General features: G+C 72.1%; 16 protein-coding genes and 1 pseudogene. 11 read left to right on the plus strand and 6 right to left on the minus strand.

Translation table 11 applies throughout. The features are described from left to right. Nucleotides 1–204: 204 nt before the first annotated feature. Nucleotides 205–2,787 carry an ATP-binding protein gene (locus AC5L3C_RS21345; RefSeq protein WP_493650351.1) on the plus strand — a complete coding sequence of 861 codons (2,583 nt, stop codon included), beginning with the start codon at nucleotides 205–207 and terminating at the stop codon, nucleotides 2,785–2,787. A 206-nt stretch (nucleotides 2,788–2,993) separates the two neighbouring features. On the opposite strand, the gene AC5L3C_RS21350 is transcribed toward AC5L3C_RS21345, so the two are convergent. Together AC5L3C_RS21350 and trkA are read right to left on the minus strand one after the other, a co-directional pair. Next, a complete protein-coding gene (locus AC5L3C_RS21350) occupies nucleotides 2,994–4,589 on the minus strand; it encodes a TrkH family potassium uptake protein (RefSeq protein WP_493650352.1) in 1,596 nt (531 codons plus the stop codon). Next, nucleotides 4,586–5,899: a Trk system potassium transporter TrkA gene (trkA, locus tag AC5L3C_RS21355; protein ID WP_493650353.1), complete on the minus strand. Its 1,314-nt coding sequence runs from the start codon at nucleotides 5,897–5,899 to the stop codon at nucleotides 4,586–4,588. Before trkA ends, AC5L3C_RS21350 begins: the two co-directional genes overlap by 4 nt. A gap of 238 nt (nucleotides 5,900–6,137) precedes the next feature. Between trkA and AC5L3C_RS21360 the strand changes: the two genes are divergently transcribed. The 5 genes from AC5L3C_RS21360 (at nucleotide 6,138) to AC5L3C_RS21380 (ending at nucleotide 11,989) form a co-directional block, all read left to right on the plus strand. After that, the gene (locus AC5L3C_RS21360) at nucleotides 6,138–7,184 is read left to right on the plus strand and encodes a Clp protease N-terminal domain-containing protein (protein ID WP_493650354.1); all 1,047 of its coding nucleotides are present in this window, start codon (nucleotides 6,138–6,140) and stop codon (nucleotides 7,182–7,184) included. A 122-nt stretch (nucleotides 7,185–7,306) separates the two neighbouring features. After that, nucleotides 7,307–9,211 carry a P-loop ATPase, Sll1717 family gene (locus tag AC5L3C_RS21365; RefSeq protein ID WP_493650355.1) on the plus strand — a complete coding sequence of 635 codons (1,905 nt, stop codon included), beginning with the start codon at nucleotides 7,307–7,309 and terminating at the stop codon, nucleotides 9,209–9,211. Nucleotides 9,212–9,322: 111 nt separating this feature from the next. Continuing rightward, nucleotides 9,323–10,840: a serine/threonine-protein kinase gene (locus AC5L3C_RS21370; RefSeq protein WP_493650356.1), complete on the plus strand. Its 1,518-nt coding sequence runs from the start codon at nucleotides 9,323–9,325 to the stop codon at nucleotides 10,838–10,840. Nucleotides 10,841–10,982: 142 nt separating this feature from the next. After that, entirely contained in the window at nucleotides 10,983–11,342 is a 360-nt protein-coding gene (locus AC5L3C_RS21375; protein ID WP_493650357.1) for a hypothetical protein, read from the plus strand. A 149-nt stretch (nucleotides 11,343–11,491) separates the two neighbouring features. Beyond that, nucleotides 11,492–11,989, plus strand: coding sequence for a hypothetical protein (locus AC5L3C_RS21380; RefSeq protein WP_493650358.1), 498 nt, complete (start codon nucleotides 11,492–11,494; stop codon nucleotides 11,987–11,989). 8 nt (nucleotides 11,990–11,997) lie between these two features. Here the strand turns inward: AC5L3C_RS21380 and AC5L3C_RS21385 are convergent, their stop codons facing one another. Both AC5L3C_RS21385 and AC5L3C_RS21390 read right to left on the minus strand, forming a co-directional pair. Then, on the minus strand, nucleotides 11,998–12,777 hold the full coding sequence (locus AC5L3C_RS21385; RefSeq protein ID WP_493650359.1) for a GntR family transcriptional regulator: 780 nt from the start codon (nucleotides 12,775–12,777) through the stop codon (nucleotides 11,998–12,000). 36 nt (nucleotides 12,778–12,813) lie between these two features. Next, a complete protein-coding gene (locus tag AC5L3C_RS21390; protein ID WP_493650360.1) occupies nucleotides 12,814–13,464 on the minus strand; it encodes a TetR/AcrR family transcriptional regulator in 651 nt (216 codons plus the stop codon). Between the two features lie 92 nt (nucleotides 13,465–13,556). Between AC5L3C_RS21390 and AC5L3C_RS21395 the strand changes: the two genes are divergently transcribed. From AC5L3C_RS21395 to AC5L3C_RS21415, 5 genes and pseudogenes are all read left to right on the plus strand, one after another. Continuing rightward, nucleotides 13,557–14,732: an FAD-dependent oxidoreductase gene (locus AC5L3C_RS21395; RefSeq protein ID WP_493650361.1), complete on the plus strand. Its 1,176-nt coding sequence runs from the start codon at nucleotides 13,557–13,559 to the stop codon at nucleotides 14,730–14,732. 113 nt (nucleotides 14,733–14,845) lie between these two features. Beyond that, nucleotides 14,846–15,043, plus strand: coding sequence for a hypothetical protein (locus tag AC5L3C_RS21400; protein WP_493650362.1), 198 nt, complete (start codon nucleotides 14,846–14,848; stop codon nucleotides 15,041–15,043). 207 nt (nucleotides 15,044–15,250) lie between these two features. Beyond that, nucleotides 15,251–15,595, plus strand: a pseudogene (locus AC5L3C_RS21405) (YxiG-like protein); the annotation flags it as partial. 37 nt (nucleotides 15,596–15,632) lie between these two features. Next, a complete protein-coding gene (locus AC5L3C_RS21410; RefSeq protein ID WP_493650363.1) occupies nucleotides 15,633–15,845 on the plus strand; it encodes a prevent-host-death protein in 213 nt (70 codons plus the stop codon). Continuing rightward, nucleotides 15,835–16,302 carry a type II toxin-antitoxin system VapC family toxin gene (locus AC5L3C_RS21415; protein WP_493650364.1) on the plus strand — a complete coding sequence of 156 codons (468 nt, stop codon included), beginning with the start codon at nucleotides 15,835–15,837 and terminating at the stop codon, nucleotides 16,300–16,302. The genes AC5L3C_RS21410 and AC5L3C_RS21415 overlap by 11 nt, the downstream gene beginning before the upstream one ends. A gap of 326 nt (nucleotides 16,303–16,628) precedes the next feature. Here AC5L3C_RS21415 and AC5L3C_RS21420 read toward each other — a convergent pair whose 3' ends face one another. Both AC5L3C_RS21420 and AC5L3C_RS21425 read right to left on the minus strand, forming a co-directional pair. Further along, nucleotides 16,629–17,195: a Uma2 family endonuclease gene (locus AC5L3C_RS21420; RefSeq protein WP_493650365.1), complete on the minus strand. Its 567-nt coding sequence runs from the start codon at nucleotides 17,193–17,195 to the stop codon at nucleotides 16,629–16,631. A gap of 201 nt (nucleotides 17,196–17,396) precedes the next feature. Further along, on the minus strand, nucleotides 17,397–18,983 hold the full coding sequence (locus AC5L3C_RS21425) for a serine/threonine-protein kinase (protein ID WP_493650366.1): 1,587 nt from the start codon (nucleotides 18,981–18,983) through the stop codon (nucleotides 17,397–17,399). Between the last annotated feature and the right edge of the window lie 157 nt (nucleotides 18,984–19,140).

A 19,140-nucleotide genomic window follows, 5' to 3' on the forward strand; every position in this document is an offset into this window, starting at 1 on the left:
CACCTCCCGGCGGGATCAACGCCCCACGGCTGTCCGGGACAGGGGCCCGGCTGTCCGGGCAGGCCGGAGCCGTGGCCCGCCCGTGTCCCGGACAGCGGACGCCGCCCCCGCGACCCACGGGTGGACACCGCCCGGCCGCGCCGCACACTGGATGCCGCCCCGCCACGCGGGGGGACGGGCCCGACGGGAGCGGAAAACGAGACCATGGCACGCGGCACACTCCGGATCCACCTCGGCGCGGCACCGGGCGTCGGCAAGACCTACGCCATGCTGTCCGAGGCGCACCGCCGGGTGGCCCGCGGCACCGACTGCGTGATCGGCTACGTGGAGCACCACGACCGCCCCCGCACCCGCGCCCTGCTCCACGGCCTGGAAGAGGTGCCGCGCAGACGGCTGGAGCACCGCGGGACCCTCCGCACGGAGATGGACCTGGACGCCGTGCTGGCCCGGCGCCCCGAGGTCGTCCTCGTCGACGAGCTCGCCCACACCAACGTCCCGGGCTCCCGCAACGCCAAGCGCTGGCAGGACGTGGAGGAGCTGCTCGCGGCCGGCATCCACGTCATCTCCACGGTGAACATCCAGCACCTGGAGTCCCTCGGCGACGTCGTCGAGTCCATCACGGGCGTACGCCAGCAGGAGACCGTGCCGGACGAGGTGGTGCGCCGGGCCGAACAGGTCGAACTGGTCGACATGACCCCCGAGGCCCTGCGCCGCCGGATGGCGCACGGCAACGTCCACCCGCCCGACAAGGTCGACGCGGCCCTGTCCAACTACTTCCGCCCCGGCAATCTCACCGCCCTGCGCGAGCTGGCCCTGCTCTGGGTGGCGGACCGCGTCGACGCCTACCTCCAGCGCTACCGCAGCGAGCACGGCGTCCGCGCCATCTGGGGCTCGCGCGAGCGCATCGTCGTCGGCCTGACCGGCGGACCCGAGGGCCGCACGCTGATACGGCGCGCGGTGCGCCTCGCGGAGAAGGGCGCCGGAGGGGAGGTCCTCGCGCTCTACGTGGCCCGCAGCGACGGGCTGACCTCCGCCTCGCCCGGCGAACTGGCCGTCCAGCGCACCCTCGTCGAGGATCTGGGCGGCAGCTTCCACCACGTGGTCGGCGACGACATCCCCACCGCCCTGCTGGAGTTCGCCCGCGGGGTGAACGCCACCCAGATCGTGCTCGGCGTGTCCCGGCGCAAGGGCTGGCAGTACGTGCTCGGCCCCGGCGTGGGCGCCACCGTGGCCCGCGAATCCGGGCCCGACCTGGACGTCCACCTCATCACCCACGACGAGGTGGGCAAGGGCCGCGGCCTGCCCGCCGCGCGGGGCGCGCCACTGGGCCGGCCCCGGGTCGTGGCCGGATGGCTGGCCGGCGTGCTCGGCCCGGTCCTGCTGACCCTGCTGCTGCACACCGCCCTGCCCGCCGTGGGCCTGGCCAACGACATGCTGCTGTTCCTCGCGCTCACCGTCGCGGCGGCGCTGCTGGGCGGCATGCGGCCCTCGCTCGCCTCCGCCGTCGTGGGGACGCTGCTCATCAACTGGTACTTCGCGCCCCCGGTGCGGACCTTCACCATCGCCTCGGCGCAGAACATCGTCGCCCTCGGCGTCTTCGTGGGCGTCGCCGTCTCCGTGGCCTCCGTGGTCGGCCTCGCGGCACGCCGTACCGACCAGGCGGCCCGGCTGCGCGCCGAGGCGGCCACCCTGTCCTTCCTCGCTGGCAGCGTCCTGCGCGGCGAGACCAGCCTGGAGGCGCTGCTGGAACGCGTGCGCGAGACCTTCGCCGTGGAGGCCGCGGCCCTGCTGGAGCGGGAGCACGACACGGCGCCGTGGACCTGTGCCGGCGGCGTCGGCGCGGTGTCCGCCGTGGCGCGGCCGGAGGACGCCGACGTGGTCGTGCCGGCCGGCGACGACATGGTGCTCGCGATCTCCGGCCGGGTGCTGCCCGCCTCCGACCGCCGCGTCCTGGCCGCGTTCGCGGCCCAGGCCGCCGTCGTCCTGGACCGCAGGCGGCTGAAGTCCCAGGCCGACCGGGCCAGGGAACTGGCCGAGGGCAACCGCATCCGCACCGCGCTGCTCGCCGCCGTCAGCCACGACCTGCGCACCCCGCTCGCCGGGATCAAGGCGTCGGTGTCGTCGCTGCGTTCGGCGGACGTGGAGTGGTCGGAGGAGGACCGGGCCGAGCTCCTGGAGGCGATCGAGGAGGGCGCCGACCGCCTCGACCACCTGGTCGGCAACCTGCTCGACATGTCCCGCCTGCAGACCGGCACCGTCACCCCGCTGATCCGGGAGATCGACCTGGACGAGGTCGTTCCGCTGGCGCTGGGCGGTGTCCCGGAACCGGGACCGGGAGCGGGATCGGGATCGGGATCGGCGGTCGTCCTGGACATCCCCGAGAGCCTGCCCATGGTGGCGACGGACACGGGGCTGCTGGAGCGGGCGGTCGCCAACGTCGTGGAGAACGCCGTGAAGTACAGCCCCGAGGGCGAGCCGGTGCTGGTCGCGGCCAGCACCCTCGCCGACCGGGTGGAACTGCGCGTGGTGGACCGCGGCCCCGGCGTCCCCGACGAGGCAAAGGAGCGCATCTTCTCCCCGTTCCAGCGCCACGGCGACGCCCCGCGGGGCGACGGCGTCGGCCTCGGCCTGGCGGTCGCCCGCGGCTTCGCCGAGGCCATGGGCGGCACGCTGCACGCCGAGGACACCCCCGGCGGCGGCCTCACCATGGTCCTCACCCTCCCCACCAGCAGCCGCGGAGCGGCAGAACGGCAAGCAGAACGCTCCCGATCCGACCGAGGACTATGAAAACCACCGACGCCCCGCACCCACGTCCCCGAGCCGCCCCCCGGCCGCGGGCAGCGCTCCCGCTTCGTCCGCCGGCAGCCGCGGTGCGGCGGTGCGGCGAGGGGGACGATCCCGGTCCGGCCGAGGAGCGTGAAGAGCCCCCGATACCCCGGGCGGCGAGCCGTAGCGGGGCCCACGGTGTCGAGCCGCCGCCGGCAGCGGTGCCGTTACGCCCGCCAGTAGCTGCGGTGCAGCAGGACGGCGAACGGGACGATCTCGATCCGGCCGAGGAGCATGAGCGCGGAGAGGAGCACCTTCGACGGTGCCCCGAGCGACGCGTACGACCCGAACGGGCCGAGCTCACCGAACGCCGGGCCCACGTTGCCGAGGCACGCCGCCGCGGCGCCGAGCGCGGTGAACACACCGCCGCCCGCCGCACCCACGTCCGCGTCGAGGGCGAGCCCGAACGTGCCGAGCGCGAGGGCGAGCAGATAGAGCAGCGCGAACAGGAGCGCCGAGCGGAGCATGGCGCCGTCGACCGCCCGGCCGCTCACCCGCACCGTGAGGACCGCGTCGGGGTGCACCGCCTGTTCCAGCTCGTGGCGGGCGAAGCGGTACAGGACGAGGTGGCGTACGACCTTGACCGAGCCGCTCGCCGACCCGGCGCAGGCCCCGACGAACATCAGCGCCAGCAGGGTGAGCGTCGCGAGCAGGCCCCACCCCGACCAGTCCGCCGTCGCCAGACCGGTGGTGGTCATCACCGAGACCGCCTGGAAGGCCGCGTGCCGCACGTCGCCGGGCCCGCCGAGCACGCCGTCGGCGAGCAGTTCGACCGCCAGGACGGACGCGCTCACGGCGAGCAGCGCGAGATACAGGCGCAGTTCCTCGTCCCGGGCCGCGTCCCGGATCTGGCGCAGCACGGCGAGGCGGTACAGGCGCAGCAGGTTCACCCCGGCCACCACCATCAGGGCGCACAGCACCCACTGCGTCACGGGCGCGAACCCCCGGGCCGAGTCGGCCTCCGGGGCGAACCCGCCGAGGGCGACGGCGGAGGTCGCGTAGGAGAACGCGTTGAACAGCCCCATCCGCCGGTCCAGCCCCGCCCACCCCAGGGCGGCCAGAACCAGGATTCCGGCGGCGGTCACCGCGAGGTAGACCTTCCACAGCCGCCGGGCGGTGTCGCGGATCGTCGCGCCGAGCGACTCCATCGCGACCGGGCCCGGCAGCTCCGAGCGCAGCAGCTCACGGCCGCCGATGCGCAGCCGCGGCAGCACCGCGAGGGCCAGCACGATGACGCCCGCGCCGCCCAGCCAGTGGGTGAGCTGCCGCCAGAACAGCATGGCCGTCCCGAGCGCCTCCACGTCCGTCAGGACGGTCGCGCCGGTGGCGGTGAACCCCGACATCGCCTCGAAGTAGGCGTCGATCGGGCGGTCGAGCTGAGGGACGCCACCGAGCAGGAAGGGCAGCGCGCCGAACGCGGGGATCAGCAGCCACACGGCGACGACGACGAGGAACCCCTCCCGGACGCCCAGCGGGGGCCGCCTGCCGGTCAGCCGCCGGAGCGTCAGGCCCGTCACCGCCACGGCGAGCCCGGCGGCGAGGAAGGGCCACGGGGGCTCACCGGCCACCAGCGCGACGACCGCCGGCGCCGCGAACGGCAGCGCCAGCCACGCCAGCAGGGTGCCGACGACCCCCAGCGCGGTCCGTACGTCGACGTCGGGCCGCCCGCGCGGACGCCGCCGGCGCGCCGGACGCGCCCGGTCCGACGGCGCGGACGACGGCGACGGCGACGACCCGGGCGCGGGCGACGGCGGGGGCGTCACAGGGCACGCTCGATCGCCGCGACCCGCCCGGGCTCGGTGAGCAGGATCGCCCGGTCCCCGGGCAGCAGTACGTCCGTCTCCGCGGGGAACACCACCCCGCCGTCCCGGACGATCGCCCCCACGCGGACCTCCTCGAGCGCGTCGACGGGCGCGTGCGCGAACCGGCTCCGCGGCCGGACGGTGACGTCGAGCACCTCGAAGCGGTCGTCCCCCAGCATCGCCATCTGTTGCGTGCGCTCGCCGAAGGTGAAGCGGGCCATCTTCTCGGCCGTCTCGTCACCCGGGTCGATCGTCACGTCGACACCGGCCGCCTCGAAGACCTCGGCGGCGCCCGGGTCGTCGAGGACCGTCAGCGTGAAACCCACCCCGTGGATCTTCGTGAGCACCGCCGCGTGCAGATTGCGCGAGTCGTCACCGCCGGCGAACACCGCCGCGTCCGCCGTGCCGATGCGCTCACGGCGCAGGAACGCCGGGTCGAGGCCCGTGGACCGGAACACCCGGGCCCCGTCCAGGAGGTCCGCGGCCGCGCGCGCCCGTGCCGCGTCCGGCTCGATCACCCGCACGGCGACCCCCCGCTCGAGCAGCACCCGCGCGATGACCGTCCCCACCCGCCCGGCGCCGAAGAGCACCACGTCGTCCACCGGTTCGGCCCCGGTGACCAGCCGGCTCCAGGCGCGCGCCGCCGCGAGCGACCCCATCACGATGATCCAGTCGCCCGGGCGCACCACCTCGCGCGCCGTCGCCTTGATCCAGCGCCCGTCCCGCACGACGGCGACCACCCGCGACGCCTCGGGCAGGTCCATGTCGCTCAGCGGCCGGCCCGCGAACCACGGCGGCCGCGCCTCGGGGACGTCGACGCCCAGCACCACCACCTCGCCGCCGGCGAAGAAGTCCACGTGCCGGGCGCCCGGCACGTGCAGGACGCGCGCGACGGCGTCCGCGGTCTCGAACGCCTTGGAGACCAGCAGGTCCACGTCGAGATCGCCCGCACGCCAGGCCGCCAGATAGTCCGTTCCGGTGGCGCGCACCACCGTCCGGGCCGACGACAGACGCCGGGCGAGCATGGCGGTCACCAGGTTGACCTCGTCCCGCGAGGTGCACGCCAGCACCAGTTCCGCGTCGGCGATCCCCGCTTCGAGGAGCGTCTCGCGCCGTGTGCCGCTGCCGTGCGTCACCCGCACGTCGTACGCGTGCGACACGGCCTCCAGACGCGCCCGGTCGACGTCGATCACCGTGCACTCGTGCGTCTCGGCGAGCGACTTGACCACCGTGTGCCCGACCTGGCCCACACCCACCACGACCACCCGCATACCGGCATCGTGGCACGCCGAGCCGGTGCCCGCCCGGCACCGACGGGCCCCCGGGGAAGCCCCGCGCGCGTCCCGTCGTTCCCACGGCGGTCCGGCCGTCGTCCCCGCGACGGTCCCGCCGTCGTCTTCCGGTCGCACCCGGGCGAAGGCCGGATCGATCTTTGGAACGATGTGACGCGCGCCCCGATCCGGAAGGCTTTCACCACCACCGGCGAGCAAGGGAAAAGGGAAACGCGACATGGAAGCGATCAAGGAACCGGACTGGACCACCGTGGGCATCCTCGGGTCGGCCCGGGGCGCGGCGGGGGCGACCGGCACGGAGGCCATCGGCACCGACCACTTGCTCGCCGGCATCACCGCGGCCAAGGGACCCGCGCGCGAGGCGCTCGCGAACGCGGGGGCGACCAGGACCGTGGTGGGCGCCGTCCTGCGGGACGTGACGGAACGGAAGACCGGGACGGACGGCGACGACGACGTCGAGCACAGCGTCGCCGCCCAGGACGTGCTGGGCGACGACGGCGGCCGCGACGTCCGCCTCACCGGCGCCGCGGCCCGCGCCCTCACCGCGGCGATGCGACGGGCGGAACGCGAGGGCGCGCCCAAGTTCGGCGCCGTCCACCTGCTCCCGGAGCTCCTGGAGGAGGACAACCGCGCGGTCGGACTGCTGGCCGCCTGCGACGTCTCCCCGGAGGCCGTACGCGCCCACCTGAACGGCGACACCCCCGGCGAGGAGGACGGCCTCGACCCCCGCCTCCGCCCGACCCGCGACATCCTCCTCGGCCGCGGCCACTACCCCCACAAGCCCCGCTGGAAGCGGTGGCTGGTCAAGCGGGTCGGCATCAACTGGGCCTCGCGCCCCGCCTGGTGGGTCACCATGGAGACCCACGAACAGGCCCGCCGCCTCGGCCACGGCACAACCGGCACCGAGCACATCCTGCTGGCCGTCCTCGCCACCCACGAGGTCGCCCTCCGCCACCCGCACATGACCGGGGAGGGCGCGCCGACCCCCGACACCCGCTACACCGGCAGCGAACGCCTGGCCCGCATGGGCCTCGACCACGCCACGGTCCACGACGCCCTGACCGGCGACCGCGTCCCCCTGACCGCCGACCCCCGCCCCGCCGAGCGGTACCTCGAGGAAGCGGCGAGCCCGGACAAGTCCCGCCCCGCCGGCTCCGACACCTCGCCCGACCCGGGCACCGGCCCCCTGGTCGACCTCCTCCTGACGGAACCGACCCGAGCCCGCCAACTGATCGAAGCGCTGAGAACCACCCCCGACGCCTGACCCCGAAAACCGTCAACCAGCCCACGCACGCGCCCCGTTCCCGGCGCCCGGAGCCGCCCGTGCGGATACGGTGAGTCCCAGCGATCCGCGCCGCTGAGGCGGACGACACCAGGGGGAACGGGATGGCTGACGGGCCGCTGCTCGCCGAGCTGTACTTCGGACGCGAGGACGCCGAACGGGACGTGACCGACGGGCTGCTCCTGCGCGGGGCGTTCCTGCCGACGGCCGCGTACCGCGGGGCGGTCGGCGGACGCAAGATGCTGATCATCGGGCGGAAGGGCTCCGGCAAGAGCGCCATCTGCATGCAGGTGCTGGCGGACGGCACGCACCCGCACGGGAAGATCCTCATCACCCCGGACGAGACGGCGGGCGACGAGATCCGGCGGTTCGACCTCCAGGGCCTGCCCGGCGACTCGGCCCGGGCCCTGATCTGGCGGTACGTCTTCGCCGTGCACACCGCCCGCCACCTCGTGGCGCACGCCAAGGAGGAACACGGCCGCAGGCCCGGCTCGGTCAAGGCACTCGCCCGGTTCCTGAAGCAGAACGACGAACTGGCCTCGGGGCGCCTGGGGGAGCGGCTCGCGCAGGGAGCCAGGGGCCTGCAGACCTCGCTCTCCCTGGAGGCGTTCGGCGTCAAGGCCGGTATGGACCTGGCGCGTTCGCCGTCGGAGGGCGCACGGGCGCTGCGTCAGCTCGACGTGGTCGAGCAGGGCGTGGTGCGCGCCCTCGACGACCTGGGGTGCGCGGGCACCCACGGGCCCCTGTTACTGATGGTGGACCAGCTGGAGCAGGTGTGGTCGGCGGAGCCCGAGAGCAACTCGCTGGTGATCGGGCTGCTGTTGGCCGCGAAGCACGCCGCGGGCCGCTACGCCGGGTCGGTCCGGCCGCTGCTCTTCCTCCGCTCGGACATCTACGACTCGCTCTCGTTCGGCGAGGGCGACAAGTTCCACGGTGACGAACTGCGGATCGCCTGGACGGAGGAGTCCCTGCGCGACCTGGCGCTGGCCCGCGCACGGGCCTCCGCCGGCGCCGGGCTCGGCGAGGATCACCTGTGGAAGGAGATCTTCCCCGAGAGCGTACGGGGTGAGGCCACCGCCTCGTTCCTGTTCCGCCGCTGCCTGCCGCGGCCCCGCGACGCCATCCAGTTCCTCAACCTGTGCCAGGAGACGGCCTCGCTGATCAACGGCCGGGACCGGATCACGCAGGCGGACGTCCTCCAGGCGAGCCGCCAGTTCTCCGCGTGGAAGCTCAACGACCTCACCCTGGAGTACCTGGTCGCGCACCCCTTCCTCAAGCGCCTCTTCCCGCTGTTCCAGAACACCGGGTACCGGGTGACCAGGGCCGCCCTCACCGCCCGCTTCGAGGCGGCCGCCGAGACACTGCACCGGCTGTTTCCCGCGTACGCCGACGCGCTGACCCCCGCCGGCGTCATCGACGTCCTGTACGGCGTGGGGTTCCTCGGCGTGCGGCGCGGCAACGACGTGGTGTTCGCCGGCGGCGACGACCTCCCGGTGCAGCCGCACGAGACGCAGTTCGTCGTCCATCCGTGCTTCCGCGAGGCCCTCGGGGCCACCAGCGCCGTCGATCTGCGCCGCTACGAGCCGGCCTCGGCGGGCGCCCGCATCGTCACGGGCACCCTCAGCGCCGCCCTGACGGTGAACACCGCCGTCAACCGTGACGTCCAGCTCGTCCGCGAGCTCATCCGCTCCTGTCACGCCGTCCTCGGCCAGGCCGGGCGCGCGGTGGGGCTGGCGCCGGACGTCAGGGACGAGATCACCGAACGGATGGAGCGGGTACGGGACGACGCGCACGGCATCCTCAGGGAGGCCGGCTCCGTCGACGTGCACGACCACCTCCTCACCGTCGCCCACTACTTCACCGGACTCGCCGCCCAGCTGCTGGACAGCGGTCTGGACGGCACGACCGGCGCCGAGGGCGTCGGGCACCGCATCGAGGAGGAGTCCCGCCGCCTGCGCAGGCTGGCGGGCGGCTCCTACGGCAGCTCGGGCGACTCGGGGGGGTTCTGAAACCCGCGCCCCGTGGAGACCGCGGGGCGCGCATGACTCACGTGATGGATGTACCGGACAGGCAGGCCGCCCCGCCCCACGGTGGCCGGCGGTCGGTGATGGAGGCAACGGGTGCAGGGCGTACTGCTCGCCGAGCGGTTCCGGATCAGCGAGCGACTCGGCTCGGGCGGCATGGGTGAGGTGTGGGCCGCCGAGGACGAGCGCATGGGCCGCACCGTGGCCGTCAAGCTCGTCCAGGCCCTGCGCGTGGCGGAGGCCGAGACACAGGCCCGGTTCCAGCGCGAGGTCCGGCTCGCGGGGCGGCTGTCCCACCAGAACATCGTCACCGTGCACGACTGGGGCGAGGAGGCCGTCGGCGGGCGCCGCACGCTGTACGTCGTGATGGAGCGCGTGCCCGGCGCCTCGCTGCGCCGGCGGCTGGACGAGGCCGACGCCCCGCCTCCCTGGCCGACCGCCGTGGGATGGGCCCGGCAGATCTGCCAGGCCCTCCACGTCGCGCACGGCCGGGACGTGATCCACCGGGACATCAAACCCGCCAACGTCCTGCTCACGCCCGACGGCACCATCAAGGTCCTCGACTTCGGCGTGGCCAAGTTCGTCGGCGACACCCTGAGCACCCACGAACTGACCGTCACCGGCGCGCTGATCGGCTCCCCTCCCTACATGTCCCCGGAGCAGGCCGAGGGGGACCGGGACGTCGATCACCGCAGTGACCTCTACTCCCTCGGCTGCCTCCTCCACCACGCGGTGACCGGCGAGCCGCCGTTCACCGCCAGGAACCCGCTGGCGATCCTCCGTATGCAGGTGGACAAGGCCCCGGTGCCACCGGCCGACCGCCTCCCGGACCTCCCCCGCTCCCTGAGCGACCTCATCATGGCCCTGCTCGAGAAACGGCCCGAGAACCGCCCGGCGCACGCCGCCGACGTACACGCCGCCCTGAGCACGCTGCTGGTCGACCACGTGGTCACGCTTCCCGAGGAGAACCCTCTGGACTTCGTCGGGCTCGGCCACACCGACCCGCTCGCCGGCCGCATCCTGGAGAGGGCCTGGCAGATCTGGCGGTCCACGGAAACGCACAGCGCCGCCCTGCGCGAGGAAACCGACCGACGGCGAGCCGAGGCCGAACAGGTGCTGCGCGGGGCCCGCGTGGACGCCGAGCGCCTTCTGACGGCGGCGTCCGCACAGGCACAGGAGGCCACCGACCACGCCGATCGGATGGTCGCCGAGGCCCGCCGGCTCAAGGACGCGGCGAAGGCGGACACCGCGGAGTACCGCGCCAGGACGGTTGGGTTGCAGCAGGAGGCCCTCCGCCTGCGCGACGAGGTCCAGCGGTTGCGCTCGGACGCGGTCGCCGAGGCCGACAAGATCCGCGCGGAGGCCCGCAAGGACGCCGTGGCGCAGATCGAGGAGGCGGCGAAGTCCGCCGAGGCACTGCTCGCCAAGGCACAGGCCGAAGCCGACGCACTGCGCTCGACCGCACGGGCGGACGGGGGCAGCGTCCGCGCGGAGGCCTTGGAACACGCCGCGTTGACGCGCCGACTGGCCGAGCTGGAACGCGTCCGCGAGGCCCTCCGGCAACGCCGCGCGGAGGCCGCGGACGACCTGCCCCAGCAGCAGACAGGGGGCTGAACGACGCACAGGAGGAGCCCGCCCGGCAGACCGTGATGCGAAGGCGGCGTGACACCGGACGACCGGCGTGAGCGGCGCCGTACCGCCGTACCGCCGCACCGGCCCCCCCACCCCGACGCCCCGGTGCATAGAATCCGATCCCATGCCGAAGCCTGACGAGCTGATCGTTGACATCGCCGCCCGTGTGGAGTCCGGGCAGAGCACACAGATGTCCCTGACCGTGGTGATCGGCGGTGCCGTCATCACCGGTCGCCTGGCCCCCGAAGCCGTATGGCGGCAGCGGGTGTCGGAGGTGCTGACGGACTCCGCCCAGCTGGGCGAGTTCTCCGCCGTCTTCGACAACCCCGTGACGAGGGACGGGCCGCCCACCCACCTCCACTTCCACGTCGCCCGCATCCTCCAGGGCACGGTGGGCGTCCCGTCGACGGGCGGCATGTACCGCGTCGCGATCGAGGACGTCAGCGCCTGGACCGTGGGCGACTTCAGCTACTCCGACAACTGACAAGGCACACCGACCGAACCGCCGTGGGGCTCCGAACCGTGATCGTTTCGGAGCCCCCGGCACGGGATGCGCCTCAACGCCGCGCACGTTGCGGCATCGAGCTCGGACGAAGTGAGTGCCTGACCCCCGATCAAGCAGATGGGAAGCACGTGCTGTCAATCGTCGTTTCGATCGCCGCGGTCGCCATCAGTCTGATCTCGCTGTTCGTGAGCAGGCGCAAGGACCGGCGAGACGTGTTCCTCAAGCTGCACGAGATGCTGATCAGCCCGGATCTGCAGAACGGCAGACGCGTCCTGTTCCAGCTCCACGGCAGAGCCGGCCGCATAGACGACCTGAGCCCGGAGGACTACGCGGCCGCGAACCGGGCCCTGGCCGCGTTCGACGTCGCAGGCCTGTACTGCCACAAGAAGTACGTGAGCCAGGACGAGGTGATCGACCTCTGGGCGGCTTCCCTGACCAGGATGAAGTACGCGGCGAGGTCATTCCTCGACCATCGTGACGCGTTCTGGCCCGGCGTCCCCACGTGGCCGTACTTCCGCCGCCTCGCCGACCACGCGGAGGAGAGACTCAGATCACAGGGAGTGGACATCACCCGCTTCACCGCCCCGACCCCGCCCCCTCCATCGAGCTCCCCGGGCCCCTCGTAGTCAAGCCATCAGGAATCAGCGCGAGATCCCGGGGCGGCGTCGAAGTCGTATTCCAGGACGTAGGAGGCAGCGTCCAGCGTCATCACGTTCACCTCGACGGGGCGCCCCTGAGAGGTGAACGCGGTACGGGAGATGAGGATCACCGGAGTGCCCGTGGCCGTGCTCAACTGGGCCGCCTCGTCCTTCGACGGCATGCGTGAGCGGATCTCTTCGCGGAAGTGCACCGGCTCGTAGCCGAGCTCGCCCAGCCGGGCGTAGGTGCCACCCGGCCCGGTGTCCTCCTGGGTGATGGCGGACCCGGCCACCAGGGACGAGGGGAGGTAGCTCGTCGCGAGCAGGACCGGCTTGCCGTCGAGGACGAAGCGCCGACGCCTCACGCACGTGGTGTCTCCCTCCGCCAGGTCGAGGATCGCGCTGACACCCTCGGGCGCCGTCTCCTCGGAGACGGAGACCTGGTCGACCTCGAGTTCCCGGTCTCCGATGTCCGCCGACCAGATGGAACGGCCGTTTCCCCACTGGTCGCGTGCCAGTCGCTGGATGCCGCGGCGGCGGAGCGGGCGACAGGCCCGGACGAACACCCCGGCGCCCTTCCGGGCCTCGGCGATGCCCTCGTCGCGCAGGACGCCGAGCGCCTGCCGGGCGGTCATGCGGGCGACGCCGTGCGCGGCCATGAGGTCGTTCTCTCCCGGAAGGCGATCACCGGGACCGTACTCACCCGACTGGATCGCATCCCGCAAGGAATCCGCGATCCGCTGATACTTGGGCCGACGGTCGTCGGTAGCAGCCATTCCTGGCCCCTCATCGCTTCGGCGCGCCCGTCGTCCTCAGGATTCATCCGCCGATCGTGACGCCGGCCCGGCCGGCGGCCCGGCCAGCCCGTGCAGCAGCAGATCCGTGAAGGTGTCGATGACGTGCTCGTCGTCCTCGCCGTCGGACGGCGGGAGCATGGCGTAGTTGAGGGTGACGAGCATCGCGCCGATCGACGCCGCGACGAGCTCGGGATCACCGGGCAACTGATGACCGCGCTCGACCAGGTACTCCAGATGCATCCGGATGGTCTCCGTCTGCTCGGTCAGGTCGCGCCAGGCCCGGCCCGTGCCGGGGTCGTCGGCCACCATCGCCTGGAACAGCGCGAGCGTGACCGGGCGGTTCTGCCGCATCACCGTCCACGCGGCACCGACATGCTCGCGCAGCTGGGCGCGGTCCGTCAGGTCATGGTCGCGGGGGTGCTCCAGGCCGGCCATGCGTTCGTCGATCTCATCCTCCATCTCGGCGAGGAGCGCCTGGAGCAACTCGTCCTTGCCGGCGAAGTGTTCGTAGAACGAGCCGGTCGAGCGCCCGGCCGCCGCGGTGATGTCGGTGATCTTCGTATTGAGGTAGCCGCGCTCGGCGAACAGCCCCCGCGCCGCGTCCAGCAGCGCGGCACGCGTCTGGGCCGCCCGGACCTTTCGACTGGCGGTACCCGCCTGCGGCATGTCGCCCTCCATCGGCAGTTGACAGATGCCAGCGTATCGGAACACACTCTAACTGAATCGAAATTCAGTGAATCCAAATTCAGGGAGGCGTCATGCGGACGATCGTGATCGGTGGGGGCATAGCCGGGGCCGCCATGGCCATTGCGCTGCAGCGGACCGGGCACGAGGTGACCGTCTACGAGACGTACGCAGTTCCGCCCGAGCAGGTCGGCGCCCACCTCGGCCTGGCGATCAACGGCCTGCGTGCGCTGGAAGGGCTGGGTCTCCTGAGCGAGGTGCAGGCGGCCGGGTACCCCATCGAACGGATGCGGTTCTTCACACCGCGCGGCAACCTCGTGGGCGACGCGCCGCGCCTTCGGCGCGAAACCGACTCGCGGCGCAGCGTCGCGATCTCTCGCGGACACCTAGTCGGGATCCTGCGGCGCGCCGCGATCGACGCGGGCGCGAAGATCGTCACCGGCGAACGCATGGTGGACGCGTCGGAGTCGGCGACCGGTGTGTCGGCCGCATTCGCTTCCGGCCGGACCGACACCGCGGAGCTGCTCGTGGGCGCCGACGGCATCCACTCCACCGTGCGCAGCCTGATCGACTCGTCCGCGCCGCGCGCGGAGTACGCGGGGCTCTACGGGGTCGCCGGCATCTCCAACATGACGGGTCTCGAGACCGGCATCTGGAACCTCACCTACTCGCGCAGCGGCGCCTTCGTGCACACCACCATCGACGAGAACACCCAGTGGTGGGCGGCTCAGATCGGGGATCCCGTCAAGCCCGACTTGCGAGGCATTGACGACGCGGAATGGCTGCGGCGCATCACTGAGCTGTTCCCGGAGGCGATGCCGCAGGCCATCATCGGATCCGCGACAGCGCTCGTGGCGTCCGGCTACTTGAGCTACCTCGACCCGGTCGAGACGTGGCACAGCCGGCGCATGATCCTCGTCGGCGATGCCGCCCACCCGGTCGGCGTCGGGCACGGAGCCTCGGTCTCGCTCGAGGACTCACTGGAGCTCGCGGCGGCGCTGAGCAACGCCCCGACCGTCCCAGCGGCACTCCAGGCCTTCGACGCGGCACGCCGCCCGCGCATCGAGAGGCTGCTCAAGCACGGGAACAACGCCCGTGAGACCAAGAGGCCCAGCGCCATGAGGCGGCAGATCGACCTGGCGAAGATGCGCCTGGTCCTTCCGTTCTTCGACAAGGTGCAGGGATACCTGTACGACTACCAGCCGCCCGCCCTGCCCGCCGTCGGCAAGCCGCAGTCCGCCAGGCATTAGACGAGCCGCAGCCCAACCCTCGCTCGTGAAAGCGGAGTTCACGCGGAACACACCCCAGTGTGGCGCCACATCGAGGACGATGCGGCGCCACACGCATAGAGAAGGAGAAGCAGATGCTCAAATCACGAGTGAGGAAGAACCTGGCCATCGGGCTGGTGATCACGACCGTCATGACGACGGTGATGGTGGGCATCGCGGACCACGGCGACAGGATGGAAGAACTCACGAGGTCGCTGATCATCGGCTTACTGATGACGGGCGCGGTGACGGGCGGCGCCTGGGTGGTGGACCGAAAGCGCTCGGCCCCATAACCGACGTCCGCCGCTGACGCCGGCTCCGAACGCTGGAACGAGGCGCCTCCCCATGCGGGAGGCGTCCCCTCTTGCGGCACGAACCTCAGCGGACGAGGAAGCTCCCGGCCAAAAGCCTGTCCGAGCGAACCTCGTGGAGTCCTCAGCCCCTGGCACCGGTGGATATCCGGCTGTCAGGGGCTGATCGCGTGTGTCAGAAACGGTCGCATGGACGCCGCGTTGCTTGAACGAATGTTGGACGAGACCTGTGACCACGCCATCGTCCACCACGGCCACACCAACTACATGCGCGACCACGAGGTCGTCGTCCACGTGACGGCGGATCCCCGCACCGACGTCGAGCCGGCGCATCTGCGGTATCTCTTCCGGTACTGCGTCGAGACCCGGTGCGAATCGTCCGTGCTGCCGGAGACCTGGCGTGCTTCTTTGGGCGACCGCCTGATCGATCACGAGACCGGCGTCGACCTCGACGGATACGTCTGGGGCCGTGAAGTGGCACTCCTCGTACCCAGGTGCGGAGGCCCTTCCGCATCGCAAGCGACCCGCCGTTGGGCGCAAGCCGTCTTGTGTCAGCCGGTCCCGAGAGATCATGGATGCCATACAGGGTGGTCAGTCGTTCACCGTCACCCGCGACGGACATCCGATCGGCCAGCTCGTGCCGCTGCGTCGACGCCGTCGGTTCGTCTCCCGCGAGGAGTTCGCCGCGATGTCCAGGACCGCCCCCGGCATCGACCTCGACAGGTTCCGCGCCGATCAGGACGTCACGGCCGACACCTACCCGGACGATCCCTATGACCGCTGACCGCTCGACGTATCAGCAGGGACTCCTCGACACCAACATCATGATTCTGCGCCGCTGGGTGGCCCCCGAGGAACTGCCGGACGAAATGGCGATCACCGCCATCACCCTGGCCGAGTTGTCCGCCGGTCCGCACGAGGTCCGTCGCAACGACGAACAGAGCAGCTACGACGAACACGCCGAACGCGCCCGCAGGCTCGACGTCCTGCAACGCGCCGAAAACGGGTTCGACCCCCTCCCCTTCGATGCCGAAGCAGCCCGCATCTACGGCCGTATCCGCGCCGCAGTGATCAGCGCCGGCCGCAAGCCACGCCGCCGGGTGGCCGACCTGATGATCGCTGCCATCGCCGTCGCTGAGAACCTTCCCCTCTTCACCACCAACCCCGACGACTTCAAAGGGCTCGACGACCTCCTCACCGTCGTGCCGGTCACCCGCCCGAGGGCGCCCCACGAAGTCTGACGGCAGGGCACTGGCGCGGGTGGGAGCACACCGGACTTCATGTCCGCGCGTGGCACGGGTGTGATCACGCAGCAGGGCCGGTTCGAGGGACCAAGCCCTTCGAACCGGCCCTGTGTCGTGTGCCCCCGGCTGGATTCGAACCTGCGACACCCGCTTTAGGAGTGGGATCGAATCCCTGCCGAGGACTGCCTGGCGCTGCCGTACGGTGCTGTTTTCCCTGGTCAGAACCGCGCGGCAAGCTGTTTGATCCGGTTCACGCCCGCCCTGTAGCGGGCCATCCGCTCACGCATCGCTCACGCGTCGCCGACTGCTGATCAGCGCGTGGGTCAGACCTGGTCGAGGTCGACTTCCACTGGGAAGGGGGCCACGACCTTGAGGACGCCGGTGAAGACATCCCCGTCCCGGTAGGTCTTCGTCGCGGGGTCGAGAACGTAGGTGTACACGAGAGGGACGCCTGTCGCGGCCTGCTCGATCCGCCAGTAGAAGCCGATGCCTGCCTTGGCGTACTGGTCGACCTTCACGATCCGGTCGGTGGTCTCCGAGCCCGGCGACACGACCTCCGCGACCAGCAGCACGTGCTCAGGACGAGTGGGACTGATGTCGATCGTGTCTGCGCGGTACACGACGACGTCCGGGCGGCGATTGGTGAGCGGGACGTCCTGAAGCCGGACATCGAAGTCCGTGTCGGCGTTCCATTCCGGGCCCGCGGCCGCATCCAGGGCATTCGCCACAATCCGGGCCAGCCGGTTGTGCCGCTTGGAAGCGCTGGGACTCACGACGACCATCCCGTCCACGATCTCGATGCCGGCGCACTGCTCCTCGGACCAGGACTCGTACTCCTCCGCCGTGATCTGCTCATGCATCCACGCCGGGGCCACCATCTCGGCCGTCATGAAGCACCTCCCGGACACTGTGCTGCGGGCCCGATCCCGCTGGATTCAGCGTACTGTCTGCCGTCCTTCCGGCACCCTGATCTCGCTCACGCTCCCTCTCCTCGGCCGACACCCGGCCATCGAGCCAACGACAAGTGGGAAACCGGCACGGTCGACTTGTCGCCGCAAGATTCTGGCACTGCTGCTTCTGGGCGAAGAGGGTCAGGAAGCCGAACCGTCGAGGTCGAGGCGGATCACGGCGAGAGCCTCGGCGATCTCGACGGTCATCTCGTCCTCCGGGCCGAACACCATGCACAGGTCCTGGTGGAGCGGTTCGAGGACCTGCCGCGCCTCGGCGGTCCGGCCCTGGGCGAGCAGCAGCATGCCGATGTTGTGCCGCAGCTCCACGGCCTCCTCGCTCACGTCGCTGTCGACGGCCCGCACGACGTTCAGCACACCCTGGAGCGCGGCCAGCGCGTCGGTGACCTGGCCGAGTTCGGCGCGGCAGCGGGCCGCCTGGGCGCGGCAGGCGCGGGCCTGCTCGCCGGTGGGCCCGGCGATACGGGCGTAGGCGTCGGCGAGGGCGTCGAACTCAGGCAGGGCGGCCCTGTAGTCGCCGCCGAGGAGGCGGATGGCCGCTCTCTGGCGGCGCAGCGCCAGGACCTGCTTGCTCTCGGAGCCGAGGGCGAGGGCGGCGGGTTCGATGACCTCGCCGAGCACCTCGGCGGCCTGCGCGAAACGCTCCTCCTCCAGCAGGGCGTCGGAATGCGCGTACGCCTCCTTGATGTCCTCGCGCAGCCGGGCGGGGACGGGCACCGGCGGGGCTCCCGGGAGGACGGCCGTCGGTGACGGACCACCGGGCGCCGGGGCCTGGGCGCGGGCACGGGGCGCGAAGGGGCGACGGAACACGTCCGTCGGGTCGGGCGCCCCGGCCGGCCCGGCGTCCGCCGTGCCGGGCTCCTGGCCCGGCGGCGGGAGGAACGGCAGCAGCCGCGCGTACACCTCCTGCGTGTCGGCGGGCCGCGCCTCGGGCGCCTTGCGCAGCAGGCGCAGGACCAGCTCCTCCAGCGCCTCGGGGACGTCGGGCCGCAGCTGTCGCAGCGGGGTGGGGGCGGCGTTGACGTGCTGGTACATCAGCAGGTACTCGCTCTCCGCCTCGAACACGAGGCGCCCGCCGAGGAGTTCGTGCAGCACACAGCCGAGCGCGTACAGGTCGGTCTGCGGCGTGATGCGTCCGCCGCGGACCTGCTCGGGCGACATGTACTGGTGGGTGCCGATGGGGCTGCCGGTCGCGGTCAGCTTGGTGACATCGGTCCGCAGCATCGCCGCGATACCGAAATCGAGGACCTTCACCGTGCCGTCGCGGGCGACGAGGATGTTGCCCGGCTTGAGGTCCCGGTGGATCACCGGAACGTCGTGCGCGTACGACAGTACGGTCGCGACCTGCGCGGCGACGGCGGCCGCCCAGCTGACCGGCAGCGGCCGGCCGGGGTCGAGGTAGGCGGACAGCGGCACGCCGTCGACGAGCTCCATCACCAGGAACAGCCGCTCGTACGACGCGTCGAGCACCGCGTCGTACACCTGCGGCACGCCGGGGTGCTGGATGCGCGCGGTGATGCGGGCCTCGCGCCGGAAGCGCTTGGCGAACTCCTCGGCCAGCTGCGGGGAGGTGACCGACGCCTGCCGGATGAGTTTCACGGCGACGGGCCGGTCGAGGACGGCGTCGTAGCCGCGCCACACGTCGCCCATGCCGCCGTGGCTGAGCTCCTCCAGGAGTTCGTAACGGTCGGAGATCGCCTCCTGCGGCACCTTGCCCCCGGTGTGCGTGATGAACAGTCACGGTCAGGGGTCAAGTGTGACCGCTGCGTCAGGATGCCGTCCAGGGTTCGCGGTGCGACAGCGCTCGGGCGCGGTGGTGGACGACGGGTAGGAGGGCGCGCCGCCCGGTCGGCATCCCGCCGACCGG

The organism is Streptomyces speibonae, assembly GCF_984686075.1.